13 protein-coding genes and 1 tRNA gene are annotated in these 20,478 nt (G+C 62.5%); 5 read left to right on the top strand and 9 right to left on the bottom strand.

What is annotated here, in order from left to right; translation table 11 throughout:
* Positions 1–113: 113 nt before the first annotated feature.
* The 7 genes from BR85_RS02235 to BR85_RS15095 all read right to left on the bottom strand — a co-directional run bounded on the left by BR85_RS02235 (position 114) and on the right by BR85_RS15095 (position 12,358).
* The gene (locus BR85_RS02235; protein ID WP_028495050.1) at positions 114–3,185 is read right to left on the bottom strand and encodes a type III restriction-modification system endonuclease; all 3,072 of its coding nucleotides are present in this window, start codon (positions 3,183–3,185) and stop codon (positions 114–116) included.
* Positions 3,186–3,201: 16 nt separating this feature from the next.
* Positions 3,202–4,170, bottom strand: a complete 969-nt coding sequence (locus BR85_RS15355; protein ID WP_155947945.1) for a hypothetical protein — start codon at positions 4,168–4,170, stop codon at positions 3,202–3,204.
* A gap of 105 nt (positions 4,171–4,275) precedes the next feature.
* The gene (locus BR85_RS02225; protein ID WP_197018578.1) at positions 4,276–6,198 is read right to left on the bottom strand and encodes a site-specific DNA-methyltransferase; all 1,923 of its coding nucleotides are present in this window, start codon (positions 6,196–6,198) and stop codon (positions 4,276–4,278) included.
* 75 nt (positions 6,199–6,273) lie between these two features.
* Positions 6,274–8,232, bottom strand: a complete 1,959-nt coding sequence (locus tag BR85_RS02220; RefSeq protein ID WP_231478551.1) for a site-specific DNA-methyltransferase — start codon at positions 8,230–8,232, stop codon at positions 6,274–6,276.
* 17 nt (positions 8,233–8,249) lie between these two features.
* Positions 8,250–8,915, bottom strand: a complete 666-nt coding sequence (locus BR85_RS02215; RefSeq protein WP_028495046.1) for a DUF4391 domain-containing protein — start codon at positions 8,913–8,915, stop codon at positions 8,250–8,252.
* Positions 8,912–12,166 (bottom strand): helicase-related protein, encoded by a 3,255-nt coding sequence (locus BR85_RS02210; protein ID WP_028495045.1) that lies wholly within the window; start codon positions 12,164–12,166, stop codon positions 8,912–8,914. The genes BR85_RS02215 and BR85_RS02210 overlap by 4 nt, the downstream gene beginning before the upstream one ends.
* A gap of 3 nt (positions 12,167–12,169) precedes the next feature.
* On the bottom strand, positions 12,170–12,358 hold the full coding sequence (locus tag BR85_RS15095; RefSeq protein WP_028495044.1) for a helix-turn-helix domain-containing protein: 189 nt from the start codon (positions 12,356–12,358) through the stop codon (positions 12,170–12,172).
* A gap of 87 nt (positions 12,359–12,445) precedes the next feature.
* Between BR85_RS15095 and BR85_RS02205 the strand changes: the two genes are divergently transcribed.
* Both BR85_RS02205 and BR85_RS02200 read left to right on the top strand, forming a co-directional pair.
* Positions 12,446–14,203, top strand: a complete 1,758-nt coding sequence (locus BR85_RS02205; protein WP_331280837.1) for a GmrSD restriction endonuclease domain-containing protein — start codon at positions 12,446–12,448, stop codon at positions 14,201–14,203.
* A gap of 189 nt (positions 14,204–14,392) precedes the next feature.
* Positions 14,393–14,785, top strand: coding sequence for a (deoxy)nucleoside triphosphate pyrophosphohydrolase (locus tag BR85_RS02200; RefSeq protein ID WP_331280836.1), 393 nt, complete (start codon positions 14,393–14,395; stop codon positions 14,783–14,785).
* A 3-nt stretch (positions 14,786–14,788) separates the two neighbouring features.
* Here BR85_RS02200 and BR85_RS02195 read toward each other — a convergent pair whose 3' ends face one another.
* Positions 14,789–15,880 carry an SRA domain-containing endonuclease gene (locus BR85_RS02195; protein WP_036272140.1) on the bottom strand — a complete coding sequence of 364 codons (1,092 nt, stop codon included), beginning with the start codon at positions 15,878–15,880 and terminating at the stop codon, positions 14,789–14,791.
* Between the two features lie 370 nt (positions 15,881–16,250).
* Here BR85_RS02195 and BR85_RS02190 point away from each other — a divergent pair, with 370 nt between their 5' ends.
* Positions 16,251–17,381, top strand: a complete 1,131-nt coding sequence (locus BR85_RS02190; RefSeq protein ID WP_036272139.1) for a site-specific integrase — start codon at positions 16,251–16,253, stop codon at positions 17,379–17,381.
* Between the two features lie 219 nt (positions 17,382–17,600).
* Here the strand turns inward: BR85_RS02190 and BR85_RS02185 are convergent.
* Positions 17,601–17,672, bottom strand: a tRNA-Arg gene (locus BR85_RS02185).
* Between the two features lie 94 nt (positions 17,673–17,766).
* Here BR85_RS02185 and BR85_RS02180 point away from each other — a divergent pair.
* Both BR85_RS02180 and BR85_RS02175 read left to right on the top strand, forming a co-directional pair.
* Positions 17,767–18,906: an AI-2E family transporter gene (locus BR85_RS02180; protein ID WP_231478549.1), complete on the top strand. Its 1,140-nt coding sequence runs from the start codon at positions 17,767–17,769 to the stop codon at positions 18,904–18,906.
* A gap of 38 nt (positions 18,907–18,944) precedes the next feature.
* Positions 18,945–20,468, top strand: a complete 1,524-nt coding sequence (locus BR85_RS02175) for an ATP-dependent DNA ligase (RefSeq protein ID WP_028495040.1) — start codon at positions 18,945–18,947, stop codon at positions 20,466–20,468.
* The last annotated feature ends 10 nt before the right edge of the window (positions 20,469–20,478 follow it).

Here is a 20,478-nt window from a genome sequence, read left to right as displayed (position 1 = left end):
CGTAGGCGGTCTGGAGGCCGGGATCACGTCGTTACTGATGTCGCGATGGCGTTGTTGCTGTTGCAGGCGGGTTGGGTCTGGGCGCGTCACTTGCCCGCTCTACTCGGCAGCACCTACGCCCGGACGAGCTGAAGCAGCGAGTCGTAGCTATCGGCGACGTCGTAAATCACGCCGGATGCCTCCGCTCCGTCGTTCAGCGATGCGAAGAACTTGCGCGCACACTCGATCTTGGCGTCCTCGACACCCTTGAGCTGAAGCGTTGACATCGAGCCCTTGGTCTCCGCGACGAAGTACACATGCTTGACGCTGCCTTCGCGGAACGCGATCGCCCAGTCCGGGTTGTAGTCGCCGACAGGAGTGGGTATGACAAACCCGCGGGGCAGTTTCGAGTAGACGACGACTTCTTCGCTGGCGTCGAGCTCGGTAACGAACGACCGCTCCACCTTTGAGTCGGTGACCACATATTCGTAGACGCTCTTGCGTAGCTTGTCGCCCGCCTTCGAGAGGTCCTGCGCCGTCTGGTTCTCCGTGAAGATCGATGAGTCATAGCGGTCATCCAGCGCGTCGTAGGTGAGGTGCTCGACAATGACGGTGGCTTTCTGCTCGTTGATAAGCCGCGCCGCCTCGGTAATGAACTGCTCGGGGTTCTGCTTGAACTTCGCGAACGTCGCGGGATTGATCCCGGTGAGAATTGCGGCGCATGTTCGCCGCGTGAGCTGGGTTTTCTCTGCGATCTCGCCGAGTAGGTCGTACTTCACCGTCGATCCTGATGAGAAAGCAGACTCCTCGACCTTGGTTGTCGTGACCTTAAACCCTTCACCGGCCTCGAGATGTTCGGCTTCGAGCGCCGCGAGCTGCACACCCTTCTGCACGACGTACTGCATGACTGTCACCTTCAGCGCCTTGTCGAGCGTCTGAATACATTTCGCGATCAACTCGGTCGAGTCGAACTCCACCTGGTACACGGCCTTATGGTTGATTCGCCCCCATAGCTCCTGGAACTCCCGCTTGTGGAAGTTCGTCTCGTTGAGGGGAACCTTCTTCGGCTTGCGCCCGTCGGTCGGCGCCGGAATGTCGAGGTGCAGCGAGTCGATGAGCGCCGCGACCTGATAGTGGTACTCATCGAGCCCGGCAGGCATCGGCGGCATCTCGATATTAGCGCGGCTGATCCACTTGTCGGTGAGGTGCTGCTCGTAGTCGATGAAGCCATTCGTCGTGAGCCAGAACTGCAACTGTTTCGCTTGGTCCTCCGTGATGGCGACCTTCTCACCTGTTGTCGGGCTCTCAAGGATCTTGCCCGCGAAGAACTCCGGGTTTGCCTTGCGAGGCCTGGCGCTGAGCGACTCGACGATCTCCTTCTGTAGCGCAGTGACGAACTCCGTGTACGACTCATCTGTCACGACCGTGAGTTCGTTGATGTCGTGCACGGTGGCCTCGTTGTCCATCCGCTCACCGTGCTGGTCCACCGAGAGCCGGAGACCACGGCCGATCTCTTGGCGGCGCGTCGTGGTGTTGTCACTCTTCTTGAGCATGCCCATGACGAAGACGTTCGGGTTGTCCCATCCCTCGCGGAGCGCGGAGTGCGACCAGATGAACCGCGTGGGCTCTTCGAACGAGAGCAGTCGCTCCTTGTTCTTCAAGATCAGGTCATACGCCGTTACGTCGTCGGACTGGCCGGCGCTCTCGCCGGTCTTCTTCACCGACCCATCGACCTGGTGCCCAGTCTTCTTGTCGATGGAGAAGTAGCCCTGATGAGTCTTGCCAACTGGGATCGATTCCAGGTGCGCACGGAATCGCTCGGAAGCCTCATCAACATCGATCTGGGCGAGGAGGTCCGCGACCACACTCTCGTACTCCTCCTCGAAGACGCGCGCGTAGGCGCCGAGGGTATCGTCGCGTGTGTAGTCACGGTACTTGGCGACTTCGTCGATGAAGAACAACGACAGCACCTTGATCCCCTGCGCGTAAAGCTCCCGCTCCTTGTCGAGATGGGCACGGATGACTTCGCGGATCTGGATGCGGCGCTTGGCCTCATCGGTGAGATCGTTGGTTGCTTGCCCGGCGAAGACTCGCTCACCGTTCGACAGCTCGATGAAGTCCTGGTTAGCGTCGACGTCGACGACCACGAGGTCTTTGTAGGCCTCGATGCCATTCGAGATGTCATGGAGGCGGGAACCCTTCGAAAGACGAAAAGTCTTCGGCTTGGGGCTCGCGCTTCCCGCGGGCTGCACGTAGAGCTCAACGCGAGCCCTGGGGAAGTCTGCCCCCTTGCCGACCTCGAGGCCATCCACATAGAGGTACGCCGTGCTTCCGGGAAGGCTCTTCACCGTGATGCCGCGCACCGCGATCTTCTTCACGAGCTTCTTGTTGTAGGCATCCAGCGCGTCGAGGCGGTGAACTTTAGTGCGTTCGATCTTGTGGGTGGCCGAGTAGCGCAGTGCGAACAGAGCGTTGAATAACCCAAGCGCGGTCAACGATTTCGATGCCTTTCCGGCGTCGCCCTCGATCTTCTGTGGCTCGTCGATGATCAGGATCGGCCGGTTCGCGGCGATGACATCGATGGGCTTGCGTGACTGGAAGTCGTCCAGCACCTCATAGATGCGGCGTGCGTCTTTGCCGGTCGCATTGAAGGCTTGGGTGTTGATGATCATCACCTGCACACCGGCGTCCGACGAGAACCGCTCGAGCTCGTGCAACCTCGAAGAGTTATACACGAAGGTGCGGGGCTTTGTACCGTAGAGCTGTTGGAAGTGCTCCGCCGTGACGTCAAACGACTTCTTTACGCCTTCACGGATGGCGATGCTCGGCACGACGACGATGTACTTCGACCAGCCGTACCGCTTGTACAGCTCCATTATCGTCTTGATGTACACATACGTCTTACCGGTGCCGGTCTCCATCTCGATGTCGAGATTGAGTCGCGCAGCGGGCGACGTCACTAAGCTCTTCGAAAGCGGTAGGCCGCGCGCCTTCTGAACGGCGTGTACGTTCTCCAGAAGTTGCGGGCCGCTTATGGTGATCGGGGTGTTTCGCAGGCCCGAATCCTCGAGAAGGGTCGGCGCAAAGTCTGTCCCCGGGTCGATGCGATACTTCACGCCGTCAGCGAATGGCTGTCCGGCGAAGACGTCGACGACGGCGTCGACAGCCTCGGTCTGATACTGCTGGACCTTGAACTTCAGCTTCATAGCTCCCGGGTCTCCCCTAGACGAATCCAAACGAACGGCCACTGGTCATTGTGAAGGTCATCCCCAGCCGCGAACTAGCGCGCCTAAGCCGTTTCTCCTCGGGGACCCCCACGACGCTCAGCTTGAACACCACGCCGCCGGCTACGGCTGCTTTCTCGAATTTCAGAGTCTTGCCGTCGAAGGCGGTGACTCCTCTTGGTGACGTGGCCGGAAGATTGAGTCTGTCCATCGAGTTGTGTGCGAATTCGATAGACAGACCGGACGTTAGCGCACCGTCGAAGTCAATCGCGACCTCGCCGATGCGGGTCTTTTGAGGTACTGGATCTGATCCGAATCCAAAGAAGACGCGGCTCATGGGTCGCATCATCAGCTGATGCCCCGGGGAACGCGCGCCGGCTGCGGTAAGGTTGCCCGCCTCAATCCACATGCTTTGAGCACCTGCCATGAGCGCGAGTTGCTGCGGCGTAAAGCCGCGGCTGGTCGGAAGCCCCGCGACGCCAAACTCCAGCACTGCGGTCTCACGCGACCGGTCCGAGTACTTCACTTTGTAGCGACTCGCTAGTGCCTGATATGCGTCGGCCGACGCCCAAGTGTTGTCGAACCATTCCCGAGACTGGTCGATGGCCCGCCACTCGGAGGTTCGCGCTCCCGCTCCCGATACTGAGACGGACGCGTCAAACTCAACCCCGTGTCGCAGACCGTTGCGGGACAGATTCGCCGAGCCCACCACAAGCAGACCATCCGCTGGACCAGTGAACAGAAAGGTCTTGGGATGAAACGAAACGGTCGGCACGCAACTTGGTCGACCAGCGACGCGAACGCCGTCGTGAATCCTGACTTCCGAGGCTGATCTCTGAGCTAGCGCATCGAGAGCGGCTGGCTCCGACCGGCACCAGTCGAAGGCAGAAAGCCACCTGATCGTCATGTCCGACCCGGCGAGAGCATCCTGAATTTCCCGCACACCGGATGAGGTCACGTATGCCACGGCCACCCGAAGAGTGTTGTACCGAGGGTCGCTCAGCGCGGCTTGTAGTACATCAGAAACGTTGCCCAGGACGGGTTGTGCCACCGCGTTAAACTGCAACGACAACTAGATCGACCTCACTTCAGAGATCGGGGACATCTCCCGGAACAGTTGCTCGGCGTTGATTCGCGCCGCATCGTCTACGAAGCCTGAATCTCTGAATACTGCGCGCAGAGGATGCCGACTGGCGATTGAGGCAACAACTTCGAGTGTGACTTGGTCGGAGAAACACGCGACAAGTGCGTCGCTATCCACCGCCAGCACTTCGACCCCGTCCATGGACTCACGCGTGACCGAGAGCGACAGATCGAGCCCCCATTCAAGAAGCACCTGGAAGAGCAGATCTTCGTCCGTGCGCCCAGGCTTGACGCTGGCGATCGCTGAATTGAGAGAGGCCTGAACTAGATCATCGGGGCTGTCAAGCAGGTCAACCATGTTCGTTGAGTCCACCCGGAGTGTGCGGAACCCCACGTCTAGATGGCTAGTCTCGGGTCGGAGTCGATCGACGCGCTCTTTGGTGAGCACTTCCCCTGCCCGGGCGAGCCGTCGGCGAGACACCTCTGCGATCGTGTCGAAGCCGGCGCTCCGCGCATCAGAACCATCGGGCGTGCGCTCTGGGAGCTGCACGAGCACGAAACGACGAGTTCCGCCATCTCTTGCATTGAGTGCCATGACGGCATGTCCGAGACTGCCCGACCCAGCGAAGAAGTCCAGTACGATCGCGTCTTTCGTCGTCGCGATCGCCGTGATGGCCGAAAGCAATTTTGTCGGCTTGGGGTTGTCAAAGTAATTCCCCCCGAGGAGCTCTCGCACTTCGGTACTACCGGTCCTGGTTCGCCCGAAGCGCTCGTCAACGAGCATCGATCGTGGTTTTCCTCCAGGCTTCTGATAATTCTTGGTGTAAACGTTGCCGTCCTTGAACACGAGTTGATCGATCTCGCGGGCTGCCCTCTCCTTAGCCCATCGCCATATTGCGTTGGGACGCGCGGGATCCTTATGTGCCAACCGGTGCACAGTTCCGTCTGGCCCAATGAGGTCGTAATCCAGCGACGGGGAGTATTGAAGGTTTTGCTTGTCGAGGCGCTCCAGTGAGTACTTTCCCAACTCGTCCTCGTTGTTGTACGAGGTAGTTGCGACCGCGTCTGGGTCCAATCCGAGGGCAGCCCCCGTCCTGCTTCGAGAGAAACAGACCACATACTCGTGATCAACTGCGACTTCACCGCTGTCGTTTGCACCACCGGACTTGCTCTTCCAAATGAACGTCGCCAGATGATTATCGGGCCCAAAAACGTCCGAGCAAAGCTTGACGAGATTCGCTAGTTCGTTGTCGTCGATCGATATGAAGATCACACCGTCGTCTGCGAGTAGATTGCGGGCGAGCCTCAGTCGTGGATACATCATGCTCAGCCAGTCTGAATGAAACCGTCCGTTCGACTCCGTGTTTGCCACTAGCCGGTTACCGGATTCTGACCGTTGTCGGGAACGCCGCAAGTAGTCCGTGCTCGACTCGGCGAAATCATCTTCGTAAACGAAGTCCTTGCCCGTGTTGTAGGGCGGGTCGATATAGATCAGCTTGACTTTGCCGAGGTACGACTCTTGCAGGAGCTTGAGTGCATCGAGGTTGTCACCTTCGATGAAAAGGTTCTTGGTCGTGTCGAAGTCGACCGACTCCTCGCGGAGGGGCCGCAGCGTCTTCGCGATCGGCGCGTTAGCGGCGAGGGCGGCGGCACGCTTGCCGGGCCAGTCGAGTTGATAGCGCTCGTGCGGCCCTTCGACAATGTGGTCGGAGAGTTCCTGACGGAGCAAGTCGAAGTCGATGGTCCGACGGGGCGCGCCGCTCTCATCAACCGATTCGGTAATCACGGTCGGGAAGAGCTCAGCAAGTTTGTCGATGTTCGCCTGGGTGAGGTCAGGGGATGTCATTCGGAGCTTCTCCATGGTCTTCCAGTTCTGCTTGCCTCGTCTTTTGAGTTGATTGCCAGCTGTCATGATCTTGAGGCCTCCTCCCAACCTCGGATGAGACGATGGAGGACGCAGTTGGGTGGGGTGACACGGGTGCTTCCTCTAGATCGTACGCAGTTCCGTCTCGGGTGAAATCTCGCGGAAGATCTGCTCGGCGTTGATGCGCGCGGCGTCAGAGGTGAAGCCGGAGTCCTTGAAGACCGCGCGAAGCGGGTTACGCTCGGCTATTGCGCGGACGACGTCGACCGACACCTCGCTCGCGAAGCACGCGATCAGCGCGTCGTCAGCAACTGTTAGGACTCGATGACCCGCAACCACCTCGACCCCAACCGATTCGGCGAGGTCGAGCCCCCAGTCGAGTATCACCTGGAAAAGCAGGTCCTCATCGGTACGGTTCGGCTTCACACTGTCGACAGACTCCGTGAGCGCGGTCTGCACAAGGTCATGCGCGGTTGCGAATGTGTCAGCGATGTTGGTTGTTGCGACGTGAAGCGACCGGAAGCCGAAATCTACCCCGGTGCCTGAGAGCCCAGCGCCGTGCTTCTCTTCGGCACCGGCGCGGCGCAGGCGTTCACGCGCGACATCGGCGATATTTGCGTACCCGCGCTCGCCTGCCAGCGATCCAGGCGCCACCGCCTCGTCGAGTTGAACCAGGATGAATCGCCGCGTTCCACCGTCGGCAGCATTTTGACGCATGACCGCGTGCGCAGTAGATCCCGAGCCAGCAAAGAAGTCCAGGATAATCGCGCGCTTGTCGGCGCACGTCACGGCGTCGAACCACACGCGAAGGACATCGACGTCCTTCGGGTAATCGAAGAGTTTGCCGCCGAGAAGCCTCGTCAACGTATCGCTCGCCGGAGCGCGCTCCTGCTGAATCACGGGCCGTATGGCTTGCGTGTCCATATCGCTCAAGAGGCGCTTGAACCGCGGTGTTGTGGTGTGATCCGCGCCGAAAATGATTCGACCCTGGGCGACCCTCTCCTTCATAGCCTCGCGTGACAATCGCCATCCGTACTCATGCATAGGAACGGGCTGACGGGTGACAGGGTGAAGCACCTCGTACTTGAGATTTTCCCGTGGGTTTGGGCTTGCGAGATTGTCGCGAGTGAAGATTTGTCCGAGCTCGTCGATCTCGCTGTAAGCCCTGAGACCGGGCTCGACATCAGGTTTCGACTTCCACCAGTCGCGATAGAGCGCTGTTGCGCGAGCTGCGTCGCGCCCCGACTCTTCCCAGGCCCGGCTTCCCGCCTCCATGACGTCGTGGTATCCGCGCTTCGGGCCTTTGAATCGAACATCGAGCCCAACAAGCGTCGTCCTGCTACGCGCGTAGATGAGCATGTAATCGAGCCCACCCGCGGTGAACCTCGCGTCGTTCTTTCCCGAGCCCTGCCATACGACGTCGGCAAGGAAGTTGTCGGAGCCAAAAACCGTGTCGAGGAGCGATCGCAGATTCGCATGCTCGTGATCGCCGATCGCGACCATGATTACCCCGTCGTCAGTCAGCAGGCTCCGCGCCAGCTTCAGTCGGGGGTACATCATGCTCAACCAGTCGGAGTGGAAGCGGCCGTTGGCTTCCGTGTTCGCGACGAGGCGGTCACCGCTCTCCGACTTCTGGCCAGAGCGCTCGAGGTATTCGGCGGTCGATTCGGCGAAGTCGTCTTCGTAGACGAAGTCGTTTCCGGTGTTGTACGGCGGGTCGATATAGATCAGCTTGACCTTGCCTAGGTATGACTCCTGCAGCAGCTTCAGGGCCTCGAGGTTGTCACCTTCGATGAAGAGGTTTTTCGTCTTGTCGAACTCGACAGACTCCTCGCGCACAGGCCGTAACGTCTTCGCGATCGGCGCGTTCGCGGCGAATGCCGCCGCGCGCTTGCCGGGCCAGTCGAGCTGATAGCGCTCCTGCGGTCCGTCGACGATGTGGTCGGAGAGTTCCTGGCGGAGCAGGTCGAAGTCGATGGCGCGCCGAGGTGCGCCACTCTCATCAACGGACTCAGTTACGGCGCTCGGGAAGAGGTCGGCGAGCTTGTCGATGTTCGCCTGGGTGAGGTCAGGGGAGGTCATTCGCAGCTTCTCCATCGTCACCTCTGCTCTTCCAGTTCTGCCTGTTTCGCGTTCAATACTCGGCGCAGCTCCATCTTTCGATTGAGCTGTGGCTCCGAGCGGATCTTGCGTTCAAGTCCAGCGACTTCTCGCTGGAGCCGGCGCACCACTTCGAGCCTCTCGGCAATCTCAGATACGTCCTCGCCGGGGCGCAACTCGATAGGTGTGAGCGGGGCGAGGAGCGCCGCGTAGAGAGTCGACAACGAGATCGCGGTCGGCAAGGCGGAGCGCTCGGCACCCGCTGGCATCCACCGTGTCGAGTAGTATCCCGGCACCTTGGGTGTTCCGGTGCCGCGCGGCTTGTGAGCGGCGACCATGCGGACTTCACGGCGGCCAGAACTCTCCCGAGCGATCTCGAAGATGATTGGGTTAGGCACAGCCTTATCGATGGAGATCAGCACTACGTCGGCGACATCGTCGCCCTTGCCGAGGAGCTCAAAGACCTCAATCTCTGGCACCGCCGTCGTGCTTGGGAGATTGATCGTTTCCTCGGCGAGCTTGTGCGTCCAGGTGATGCGCTGCACGTCCGAGACGAACTTCTCGCGCGCAGCAGACGTGACGGAACCATGCTCGTAGAACTTCTCCTTCGGCAGGCGGGCTCCGAAGCGCGCACCGGCCGGCCACTGGTACAAGATGTCGGTCACACCGCATCCTCCGGGTCGACGACGGCGATGAAAGCGATCAGCTCGAAGTCGTCGAGCCCCGCGATCTGCTGTGTGAGCGCGGTGGTGTGTCCACCGCTGAAAAGGCTGTCGATGTCGCGCTCTTCGGTGAGGTCGATCATCGAGTGGATGGCATCCGTCAGAAGGGCGGAGTACTTGCTCATGTCGGCGCCCTCGTGGGTAGCTTCGTTGAAGACGCGAGTGACGTCGGCTACGGGTTCGTCGTGAGGGCGCGAGCCAGCACGGACGAGATCGAGGAGGCGCTTCGCTTCGGTGTGGTCAGCGATGACGTTCCCCGCGTCGTCGACGTAGACGAGGTAATGCGGGTGGAGCCGGTTGCCGCGATTTGCGGAAGGGTCAGCGTTCACGTTCTTGAGGGCGAAGATCACACCCGGCAGGAGGCCTACGGCAGGGTCTGCGGGGATGACGGCGTGCAACCCACGCGGGGCACTAGCAATGTCGCCGTACTCGTTCATATACGTGAGCAGGTCCATGCGGAAGTCGTTGAGACCGAGATCTGTTATCGAGACCCCGGCTCGAACGTCCTCGAGTTCGATGTTCTCGTTCTGCAGTTTGCGCAGCTGCTCCTTGCGGAACGCGGCATCCGAATCCTCAGGATTGAGCACGTTGTCGTCGGCCGAGCCGGCGAGGTCGGCGATCACCATCCGGTTCTCGACCCGCTCCTTGAGGTTGATGTACTCGTCCAGCGAGATGTCGGGCCAGAAGTTGACGAGCTGGATGACCTCGTTCGTCGACCCGATGCGGTCGATACGTCCGAACCGCTGAATGATCCGCACCGGGTTCCAGTGGATGTCGTAGTTGATGAGGTAGTCGCAGTCCTGCAGGTTCTGACCCTCGCTGATGACGTCGGTGCCGATTAGCACATCGATGTCGCGGGTCTCTGTAGGCATCGTGAGATGTCGCTGCTTGGACCGCGGCGAGAACATCGACATGATCTGCTGGAAGTCGAAGCCCGTGCCGATCGTCGACTTCGCGCCGTGGCTGCCGCCGGTGATTACGGCGCCTTCCAGCCCCGCCTGCTGGAGCGCCGGTGCGAGCTCACCGTAGAGGTAGTTCGCGGTGTCGGCAAAGGCAGAGAAGATCAGCACCTTGCGGTTCTCCGGGTTGAGGGGGTGCTCTGCCTTCTGCTGGACCAGGTGCCGCAGCCTGCGCAGCTTGAGGTCGTGCGCCGGGGTCACCTTGCGCATCTCGTCAAGGAGCTCGCGCAGTGTCTCGCGGTCATGCCAGAGGTCTCGCTGCCACGATTCGACGTCGATGTCGTCGATGTCGATGCGGATCTTCTCGCCGAACGACAGTGCCTCGACGTTGGCATCATCCTCATCGTCAAGGTCGAACTCGAGATCGTCCATGTCGCGGATTTCCGGGAGGGAGCCGGAGTGGGTGCTGAGTCGAGTGAGCGTGTTATCGACGGCAGATTCGATCTTCGCCAGCGTCAAGCGGAAGGCTTCGACCGAACTCTCGAGACGCTTGAGCAGGTTGACGGTCATGAGCTTCTTCAGGCCCTCTTCGCGTCCCTGCTGGCCGAGATTCGAGCGAGCACTGCCAGTCGTGACGTTGTAGAGGTCCTCGTACTTGCTGATGCGGCTCGGGAACACGTACGCGAGAGGCGTATAAACGCCAAGCGTCAGCACCTGCAGTTGTTCGAAGATCTCGTTGAACGAGGGGACGACCGCGAGGTCGGTGAGTGGCTCGCGGATGGATGCCGGCGGCAGGCGTCGCGGGAAGGCGCCGATCTCGCTCGTGTCGTAGAACGCCTGGATGTGCTTGCGAGACCGTGCGATGGTGACGGCGTCGAGCAGCTCGAAGAAGTCGAAGTCGAGCATCTGCAGAATGCGGTCGGCGGTGCGCTCGTCTGCGGGGAGCTTCGACCACTCGTTGAACACCGTCTGGGCGTCGCGGAACACCCGCTCCACCGATGTCGAGAGCGTGAGCTTTGCGGCGAGGGTGTCGCTCTCACCCTCGTAGGCCAGCTGCAGCTGATTCTTGAGGTCGTTGAACCGGTTGTTCACCGGCGTCGCAGAGAGCATCAGCACCTTGGTCTTCACGCCCTCGCGGATGACCTGCCGCATGAGGCGCTGGTAACGCGACTCCTTCTCTTCGGCGTAGTCGGCGTTGCGGAAGTTGTGCGATTCGTCGATGACGACGAGGTCGTAGTTGCCCCAGTTGATGCGATCCAGCCGGAGGCCAAGCGACTCACCCCGGGTGCGGGAGAGGTCAGTGTGCGCGAGGACGTCGTAGTTGAACCGGTCGCTCGCGAAGATGTTCGTCGTGAGATTGGCGTTGTAGTTCGTCCAGTTCTCGGCGAGCTTCTTCGGAGCCAGGACAAGGACGGACTTGTTGCGGAGTTCGTAGTACTTGATGACGGCCAGCGCGGTGAATGTCTTTCCAAGACCGACGCTGTCGGCGAGGATGCATCCGTTGTAGGTCTCGAGCTTGTTGATGATGCCAGTCACGGCATCCCGCTGGAAGTTGTACAGGCTCTGCCAGACCTTGGTGTCCTGATAACCCGTGCGATCGTTCGGCAGGACGTCCTCACTGATGTCGTCGAGGAACTCGGCGAAGAGGTTGTAGAGGATGAGGAAGTAGATGCGCGCAGGAGAGTTTTCGGCGTACACGCTCGCGATGTAGTCGTGCACGGCTTGGGTGACATCATTCAGCTGGCCGGGGCTTGCCCAGATCTGGTCGAACAGGTTCAGAAAGCTGCTCGTCTCGGGAGCACCTTCGAACTTCGTGACCATGTTGGAAACTGCGTTGCCGCGCTCGTATCCAAGGTCGGCAGTGGTGAACCCCTGGAGCGGCATGTATGCGGCACCCTCGTCGACAACGGCGAACTGTTGCATCTGGTGGCCGCTGGCGTTCGAGCGGAAGGTGACTTTCTCACGCACCCAGGCAGCGCACTCGCGGGCGATCGCGCGCTGAGTCAGCTTGTTGCGGAGACGAATCTCGAACTCCGAGCCGTAGAGCGATGACTCGGCGTGCGGAATGAAGAACTCGCGACGGTCCTTTCGCAGCCTGTCGGTGGCCTGACCGTTGCTGAACGATGGTGACGTGAAGATGAACTCGAGTTCCTCGACATGCTCGAGTTCCTTGCGCAGTGCTTCGAACGCGAAGATCGAGAAGGTCGACGCGGCGATGCGCACTTTCGATCCGCGGCTGATCTCAGATTTGAGGTCGTCGCCGAGGAGGTCGGAGACGTTGTCGATGATCCGCATGTTCTACGCAGCACCCCCGGCGCTGCTGCCACCGCTTCGCACCCAGGCATCAACCTCGCTTGCCTGGAACTTCCACAGACGCCCGACCTTGTGCGCTGGCATGCCCTTGTCTGCGATCCATGCATACACGGTGTCTTTCGTCACACCGAGATGCATGGCGACATCGTCGGCCGAGAGCCACGGTTCGCCCATCACGCCCCCAAGCGGATTGAACCGGATGTTTCCGGGTATGCCCGAGCCTATAGCCGATTTGGTTTACCGCTGAGCATCTAAGGCAGGATGGGCCTCGGCGTCTCAACACGCGAGACCGGCATTGGAGCACACTCGCGGAGGCCGCCTGGGGATCACCGGAGGGACATCTTGTCGAAGTGCACAGTTCAGCAGCACTCTGTCGAAACGCTCCTCACTTGGGTGAGGACCGGGCAGGTCGCGATCCCGGAAATGCAGCGCCCATTCGTGTGGGACTCGACCAAGGTGCGCGACCTGCTCGACTCTCTGTACAACGGCTTCCCGATCGGGTATCTCATCACGTGGCAGAGCGCTGACGTGGGGCTGAAGGACGGGTCGAAGTCCTCCTTCCGGCAGATCCTCATCGATGGTCAGCAGCGGATCACCGCGATGACTGCAGCCCTCGTCGGCCAGTTCGTCGTCGACAAGAGCTACAAGCGGAAGCGCATCAAGATCGCGTTCAACCCCGCGACCGAGCAGTTCGCGACGCTCACTCCCGTCATTGACAAGGACAGCGCGTGGATCTCGGACGTGGCTGACTTCGTCAACGCGACCTCGACCTTCTCCGCGACTAAGGCGTACATGGATGCCAATCCGGACGTGGATGCCCCGCATGTTGAGCAGGCTCTTCAGCGGTTGTCAGCGATCAAGCAGGCTCAGGTTGGCATCATCACCCTTGCCGAGGATCTCGACATCGAGACGGTGACCGAGATCTTCATCCGAATCAACTCCAAGGGCGTCCCTCTCAGCAGCGCCGACTTCGCGATGAGCAAGATCTCCAGCCATGGTCACCTCGGGAGCAACCTTCGGAAGCTGATCGACTACTTCTGTCAACTCGCGGTCGCTCCCCACGTCTTCTCGGACATCGCTGAGAATGACGCGAGCTTCGCGGCGTCCGGGTACCTCCCCGCCATCTCATGGCTGAAGCATGACAACTCCGACCTCTACGACCCGACCTACACCGACGTCATTCGCGTCGCGGGGATCAAGGAGTTCTCGCGCGGCAAGGTGGCCGCGCTGGTCAGCGTTCTCTCCGGTCGTGACTTCGAGACCCGCACCTTCAGCGAGGAGCTCGCCGTCGAGTCATTTGACCGCCTCGAGAGCGTGCTTCTCGAGATCGTGAACCAGTACAACTTCCAGCAGTTCACGCTGACGATCAAGTCCGCTGGGTTCGTCGCCCCACGCCTCATTAGCTCGAAGAACGCGTTGAACTTCGCCTACGCCCTATACCTCAAGCTCCGAACCGAGAAGAACCTCAATGAAGGCGAGATCAAATACGTCGTACGCCGATGGTTCGTGATGTCCCTGCTGACCGGCCGGTATACGGGGAGCTTCGAGACCGCGTTCGAAGCCGACATCCGACGAATCAACGAAGTCGGCGCGCTTCAAGTGCTACGTGACATCGAATCCTCGCAGCTCGCGGACACATTCTGGAACGTCGCTCTGCCGATGGAGATGGAGAGCTCTAGCGTCCGCAGCCCGTACTTCCTCGCCTTCCTGGTCGCGCAGATTCATGGGGGATCTCGCGGATTCCTCTCAAAGAACGTGACCGTCGGCAGCATGATCGAAGAGGTGGGCGACATCCACCATGTCGTGCCGAAGAACTACCTGATCAAGCAGGGCTTGAATGACCGCAGCGACTACAACCAGATCGCAAACTTCGCGCTCACCGAGACCCCGATCAACATCGCGATCAAGGACAAGGCGCCCGGCGACTACATGTCCCTGATCGACGCGCAGATCGCTGATGGTGTCCTCCGACTGGGCGAGATCACGACCGATCTTGACTCAAGACAAACCTTCGCATGAACGCTATCCCGGCGAGCGTGCGCACGACGACTGCCGAGTCGTACCATGCGTTCCTCAAGGAGCGGCGGTTCTTGATGGCTCAGGTCATCAAGAACTACTACCTTGCGCTTTAGGGTCGAGCAACGGCGATCTCGGTGCGTGACGTGCTGTGGTCCGGCTGCCGGCGGCTCCGAAAGGCGGATGGTGCGTATGCAGATCTACGTGGTCGGTGCCGTGATCGTGCGTGACGGCGAGGTTTTTTGTGCGAAGCGCGGTCCGTCGGGCAGTCTTGGCGGGCACTGGGAGTTTCCGGGCGGCAAGATTGAGCCAGGCGAGACCGCACGGGCTGCTCTCGAGCGCGAGATAGCTGAAGAACTCGCCTGCAGCGTGCATGTCGGTGCCGAGCTGACAACGACGACGCACGAGTATGACTTCGGCGTCGTCACGCTCACAACGTTCTGGTGTGAGCTGATCGAGGGCACGCCTCAGTTGATGGAGCACGCCGAGGTTCGATGGTGCACACCACGTGAGCTGGAACACCTCGACTGGGCACCTGCTGATGTCCCCGCGGTGCGATTGGTCGTCGCCGGCGCCAGCGCTTAATCGCTACGGGCGCACCAGCTCGAATGAGTCTCCGTCGCGGGAGGCAAGCGTGATTCCGAGGTCGGCCGTCAGCTCCTGCAGGTCTGACTCTGCACGACCAGGCAGCAAGATCATCGGGGTCACCTGGGTATCGAGCGCGCGGGCGTTGCGGGTGTAGTCAAGCACCTGCCCGATCGCCATTCGGACATACTCGCGACCGGTCGATTTCTTCGCCTCAACCACCCATCCCTCAGCCTCCACGTACATGTCTGGCTCGATGATCGCCCCGGCAACGGGGAGCCGCAGTCGGCTGGGAGGTGTGCCCCGATCGGTGAGCCACTGTCCGAAGTCTGCCTGAAGTTGAAACTCCTGGCGCGAGACGACGCGATCCCCTGGCGGGAGTCGAGTGGCGTCGACTATGACGTTGATGTCTGAGGCGTCGGGCGGGTCCCAGCGACCCACCTGCGGCTTGAGCAGCCGAAGCTGGCCCGGATTCGGAGCGAGCAGCGCGGGGTTGGCGTCCAGCGGTACGAGGTTGAAAACGATCGCGCGCCGTAGATTGCCGTCCGCGCCCGGAATCTCATGGAAGGAGCACAGGGGCTCACCTGTTGTGAACGCCCCCACATAGGTTGCATAGGGCGGCTGAGCGTTGAACACACGAATCGTGCGTGCTTCGTCCGCCGCATTAAGGAGCGCCTTGTTCCCGCGCGTGAACTCCTGATCCCCTGACTGGCCCTCGCCGGTATACGCAAAGCTTCCGTCGGGCTGCAAGCCTTCGTGGACGTCGTACCCATACCGTGACCCGCGCGCGGGATTGGTGAAGATGAAGATGTCGGAAGTGCGGCTGGAGGAAGAGATCCCGCCTTGCTGCCCTCCGCCATACTGCCGGTGGAGCTGCCGCCGCCGAACGGTATCTCCGACTTCGAGGGCCCAATCGCGCGGCGCGCCGTCTCCGGCAGGAAGTCTCGACCGCACCTCCTCCGCCTGAAGATCGTCGAGCAGCCATCGAGTTGTGTCTTCAGGCAGAGTCCCGTAGAGGTCGCGGAGAATCTCGCGGACCCGCTTCTGGCTAACGCCGGCTTCCAGCGCGAGCAGCGCGGGAGTCGTCGGGTCCATAGCCGGCAGCGTATCGGTCCTGGCACGTCAGCTCCTGAACACCAATCAAGTCGCGCGATCACAAGAACGCTCAGTCCCGTCCGATCCGACATCCGGCCCCCTAGCGGTCGGGCGCCGCGCAGTGCTCGTCGTCGAACGGCTGCTAAGCGACGCGCGCCAGCGCGGAGTCTGCAAGGAGTGAGCGCGAGAACGGAGTCGTGACCGAGCGCTAGACTCTCGGCCTCGGAGGGAGGCGTCCCTCAACTGAACGCCAATTCAGCACATCTTCCGACATGCGCCCACATCTGTGATCGGCCGCGTTGACGCGGCGCGCGCAGTGTCCGACACTGGCCCGATACTGACCGTCGAGCCAGGCACGAGCGGAGTCGCGATGGGCACCATCACCCCGTACGAAACGGCGAATGGCCGCCGCTACCGCGTGCGCTACCGCAAGCCTGATCGCACCGAAGGGCAGAAGCGCGGCTTCACGACGATGCGCGAGGCGAAGCTCTACCTGTCAATGGTCACCGTGTCCAAGTCGAAGGGCGAGTACATCGATCCCGTGGCGTCGCGGGTGCCGGTCCGGATGTTCGCCGATAGCTGGCTGCGGTCGAAGCAGCCGCCGATGTCGAAGCCTTCGTATTACATGACGCTCGAGCGGGCGTGGAAGAACCACGTCGCTCCAGTCTGGGCAGATAGGGAGATCTGGTCGATCCGGCGGTCTGAAGTTCAGGACTGGGTGTCAGAGCTCGCGACGCAGAAGTCGCGCACGGTCGTGCTTCGCGCGCTGGGAGTCCTCGCAGGCATCCTCGATGTCGCCATCGATGATCGTCGCCTTGCGAACAATCCTGCGCGACACATTCGCAATCTCCCTCGGAGCGGACCAGGCAAGCGCCGCGTCTATCTCTCGCACGACCAGGTGGCGACGTTGGCGGCATGCTCGGCGTATCCGACGATGGTCCTGACCTTGGCCTACACCGGCCTGCGCTGGGGTGAGGCGACGGGGCTGCGCGTGCGGAGTGTGAATCGACTGCGTCGACGCTTCGTGATCGAGGAGAACGCGGTGATGATCGCCTACGAGATCCACGTCGGCACGCCCAAGACGCACGAGAGGCGCTCTGTCCCGTATCCCGCGCGACTCGCTCCGATGATCGAGCAGGCGTGCGCCGGCAAGGGACCGGAAGGGCTGCTGTTCGGCGACGGCATCAACCACATGCGCAACTCAGGCGCACAGGGATGGTTTGCGAACGCGGTCCGCCGTGCGCAGGCTGTGGACCCATCGATCCCGAGGCTGACGCCTCACGACCTCCGCCACACCGCCGCATCGCTCGCGATCAGCTCGGGCGCGAACGTGAAGGCTGTGCAGCGGATGCTCGGCCACGCGTCGGCGGCCATGACGCTCGACACCTACGCCGACCTCTTCGACGATGATCTGGATGCCGTCGCATCGCGCCTCAACGACGCGATGCCGCTCTTGGCGCTGCCGTCAGGTCCGCAGACCCGCTACGCCCGACCGACGTAACGCCGGAGAGCAGACTGCTCAACTTTTCGACGAGGCTCGGGACGCCAGAAATGCTCGATTTCGTCGTTCTGAGGAGTCGAACGACGCTCCGTGGAGGACGTCGAAGCTGCCTCGGTTTCGGCTCATAGCTTTCTCAAATGCGGCCAAAAAGCGGCCAAAAAGCCGTTCTGAGTGGTCTGGCCACGGAAGAAATACCTGGTCAGACGCAAAAAGAGACGGTGCCCCTGGAGGGACTCGAACCCCCAACCGTTTCCTTAGGACGGAACTGCTCTTCCATTGAGCTACAGAGGCTGGCCTCCCGATTCTAGGCCAGCCGCGGCTCCAGACCGCCCTCGCGAGCCACCCGCATGTTGACGCCCACCCACCAAGCCGCGACAGTGTGAACGTGACCGACGAGCCCGCAGCATCCGCATCCGTCGCCCGACCGGTGCGCGAACGGGCAACAGCCCCCGCATCGGACACGCGGCATCCGGCCGTCCGCGCGGCGCTCGACCACCCGTTCCTGCTCGGATTCACCGTCACGCTCGGCGGCCTCGCGGCGATCCTGGTCGGCATGGCGCTGGCATCCTTGTCGACGATCCTCATCTACATCGCCCTCGCGCTCTTCGCGGCCCTCGGGCTCGACCCGGTCGTCGGCCGGCTGGAACGCCGCGGACTCCCCCGACCGTGGGGCATCGCCGTCGTCTTCGCGGGGTTCCTGCTCGTCGCCGCCGCCGTCGTCGTCTGGGTGCTGCCGCCCGCGCTCGCGCAGATCGGCCAGTTCGTGCGCGCGATCCCCGCGCAGATCACCGCGCTCCAGACATCGGACTGGTATCTCGGGATGGAGGACCAGCTCGGCGACGTGATCGGCTCCGGACTCGATCAGCTGAAGACCTTCCTCGCCGACCCGTCGAACCTGCTCGCGATCGCGGGCGGCGTCCTCTCGGTCGGCTTCGGCGTCGGCAACGCTCTCACCGGCGCCGTCATCGTCGTCGTGCTGACGCTGTACTTCCTGGCGTCGCTCGACGCCATGAAGGCCGCGTTCTACCGCCTGACGCCGGCCCGCAACCGCGCCTCGGTCGCAAACCTCACCGAGCAGATCACCGATTCGATCGGCGGATACCTCATCGGCATGGTGATCCTCGCGGCCTGCAACGCGGCCTTCGCGACGATCCTCTACCTCGTGCTGGGCCTCCCCTTCCCCGCCCTCATGGGCCTGGCGGCGTTCCTCATCACCCTGATCCCGCTCATCGGACCGGTGCTGTTCTGGGTCATCGGCACGGTGGTCGCGCTCCTCGCCGACCCGGTCGCGGCGCTCGTCTTCGGCATCCTGTACTTCGTCTACATGCAGCTCGAGGCATACCTGCTGACGCCGCGCGTGATGAACCGGGCGATCGCGATCCCGGGTTCGCTCGTCGTGATCGGCGCCCTCGTCGGCGGCACCCTGCTCGGCCTGCTCGGCGCCCTGGTCGCGATCCCGGTGACCGCCGCCATCCTGCTGATCATCAAGCACGTGTTCGTGCCGCAGCAGGATGCCAAGACGTAACCCGTCCGGCTGTCGGTACCCAGGAGGAGACTGAGCGGATGCTGCTGCACGAGCTCGTGATCACCACCGACGTCGTGGCGTCCACCACGTCACGGCTCGCGAAAGTCGACGCGCTGGCGGCGCTGCTGCGCCTGCTCGAGCCCGACGAGATCGCGCCGGCCATCGGGTTCCTCACCGCCAAGCCGCGGCAGGGCCGGATCGGCGTCGGATGGCGCGGGCTGACCTCGCTCGAGGTCGAACATGCGGCGGAGCCGACGCTGACGGTGCTCGAGGTCGATGCCGCGCTCGAACGCCTGGCCGCGGCATCCGGCACAGGCTCGGGCGGCACGCGCCGCACCGAGCTCCACACGCTGGCCGGGACGGCGACGGCGGCCGAGCGGGACTTCCTGGCCCGCGTCCTCCTGGGCGAGCTGCGCACCGGCGCGCTCGAGGGTGTCCTGCTCGACGCCGTCACGCGGGCGTCCGGGCAGGATGCGGCTGTGGTGCGCCGCGCCGCGATGCTCTCCGGCGACCTCGGCGAGACGGCGCGCATCGCGCTGGCGGGTGAGCCCGGCGAGCTCGCGGAGGTCGGCCTGGTCGTCGGCCGCCCGGTGCTGCCGATGCTCGCCTCGACGGCGGGCTCGGTGGACGAGGCGATTACGACGATCGCGGGTGAGGCGTCGGTGGAGTACAAGCTCGACGGCGCCCGCATCCAGGTGCACCGGGCGGGCGAGCGGGTGCAGGTGTTCACGCGCAACCTCGCCGACATCACGAACCGGGTGCCCGAGCTCGTCGAGATCGTGCGGGCGCTGCCGGTGGATGCCGTCATCCTCGACGGCGAGACGCTGTCGCTGGATGCCGACGGCGCTCCGCGCCCCTTCCAGGACACGATGTCGCGCTTCGGCTCGGAGACGATCAGCGAGACCCTGCTGCGGCCATGGTTCTTCGACGTGCTGCACGTCGACGGGCGCGACCTGCTGGAAGCGCAGCTCGCGGAGCGGCAGCGCGAACTCGAGCGCATCGCCGGCGAGTGGCGGATGCCGGGCGTCATCACGGCGGACGCGGAGGTCGCCGCGCAGCTGTCGCGCGACGCGCTCGCGGCGGGGCACGAGGGTGTCGTCGTGAAGGCGCTCGACGCGCCGTACGCGGCGGGCAGACGCGGGAAGAACTGGATCAAGGTCAAGCCCGTGCTGACCTACGACCTCGTCGTGCTCGCGGTGGAGTGGGGGTCGGGCCGGCGCACCGGTCAGCTCTCCAACCTGCACCTGGGCGCGCTCGACCCGTCGGGTGAGTTCGGGCCGCCGGGCGGGTACGTCATGGTCGGCAAGACCTTCAAGGGTCTGACGGACGAGCTGCTGCGCTGGCAGACCGCGCACTTCCCGACGATCGAGACGCACCGCAGCGCCCACGCCGTGCATGTGCGCCCGGTGACGGTCGTCGAGATCGCGATCGACGGCGTGCAGCGCTCGACCCGCTACCCCGGCGGGGTGGCGCTGCGCTTCGCGCGGGTGAAGGGGTATCGGCCGGACAAGAATCCGGACGAGGCGGACACGATCCAGACGCTCCGGGAGCTGCTGCGGTAGGTCCGCCGCG

The organism is Microbacterium sp. UNCCL10 (genome assembly GCF_000746195.1).
Classification (GTDB): Bacteria; Actinomycetota; Actinomycetes; order Actinomycetales; family Microbacteriaceae; genus Microbacterium; species Microbacterium saccharophilum.
This window is presented reverse-complemented; position numbering and strand designations above follow the sequence as displayed.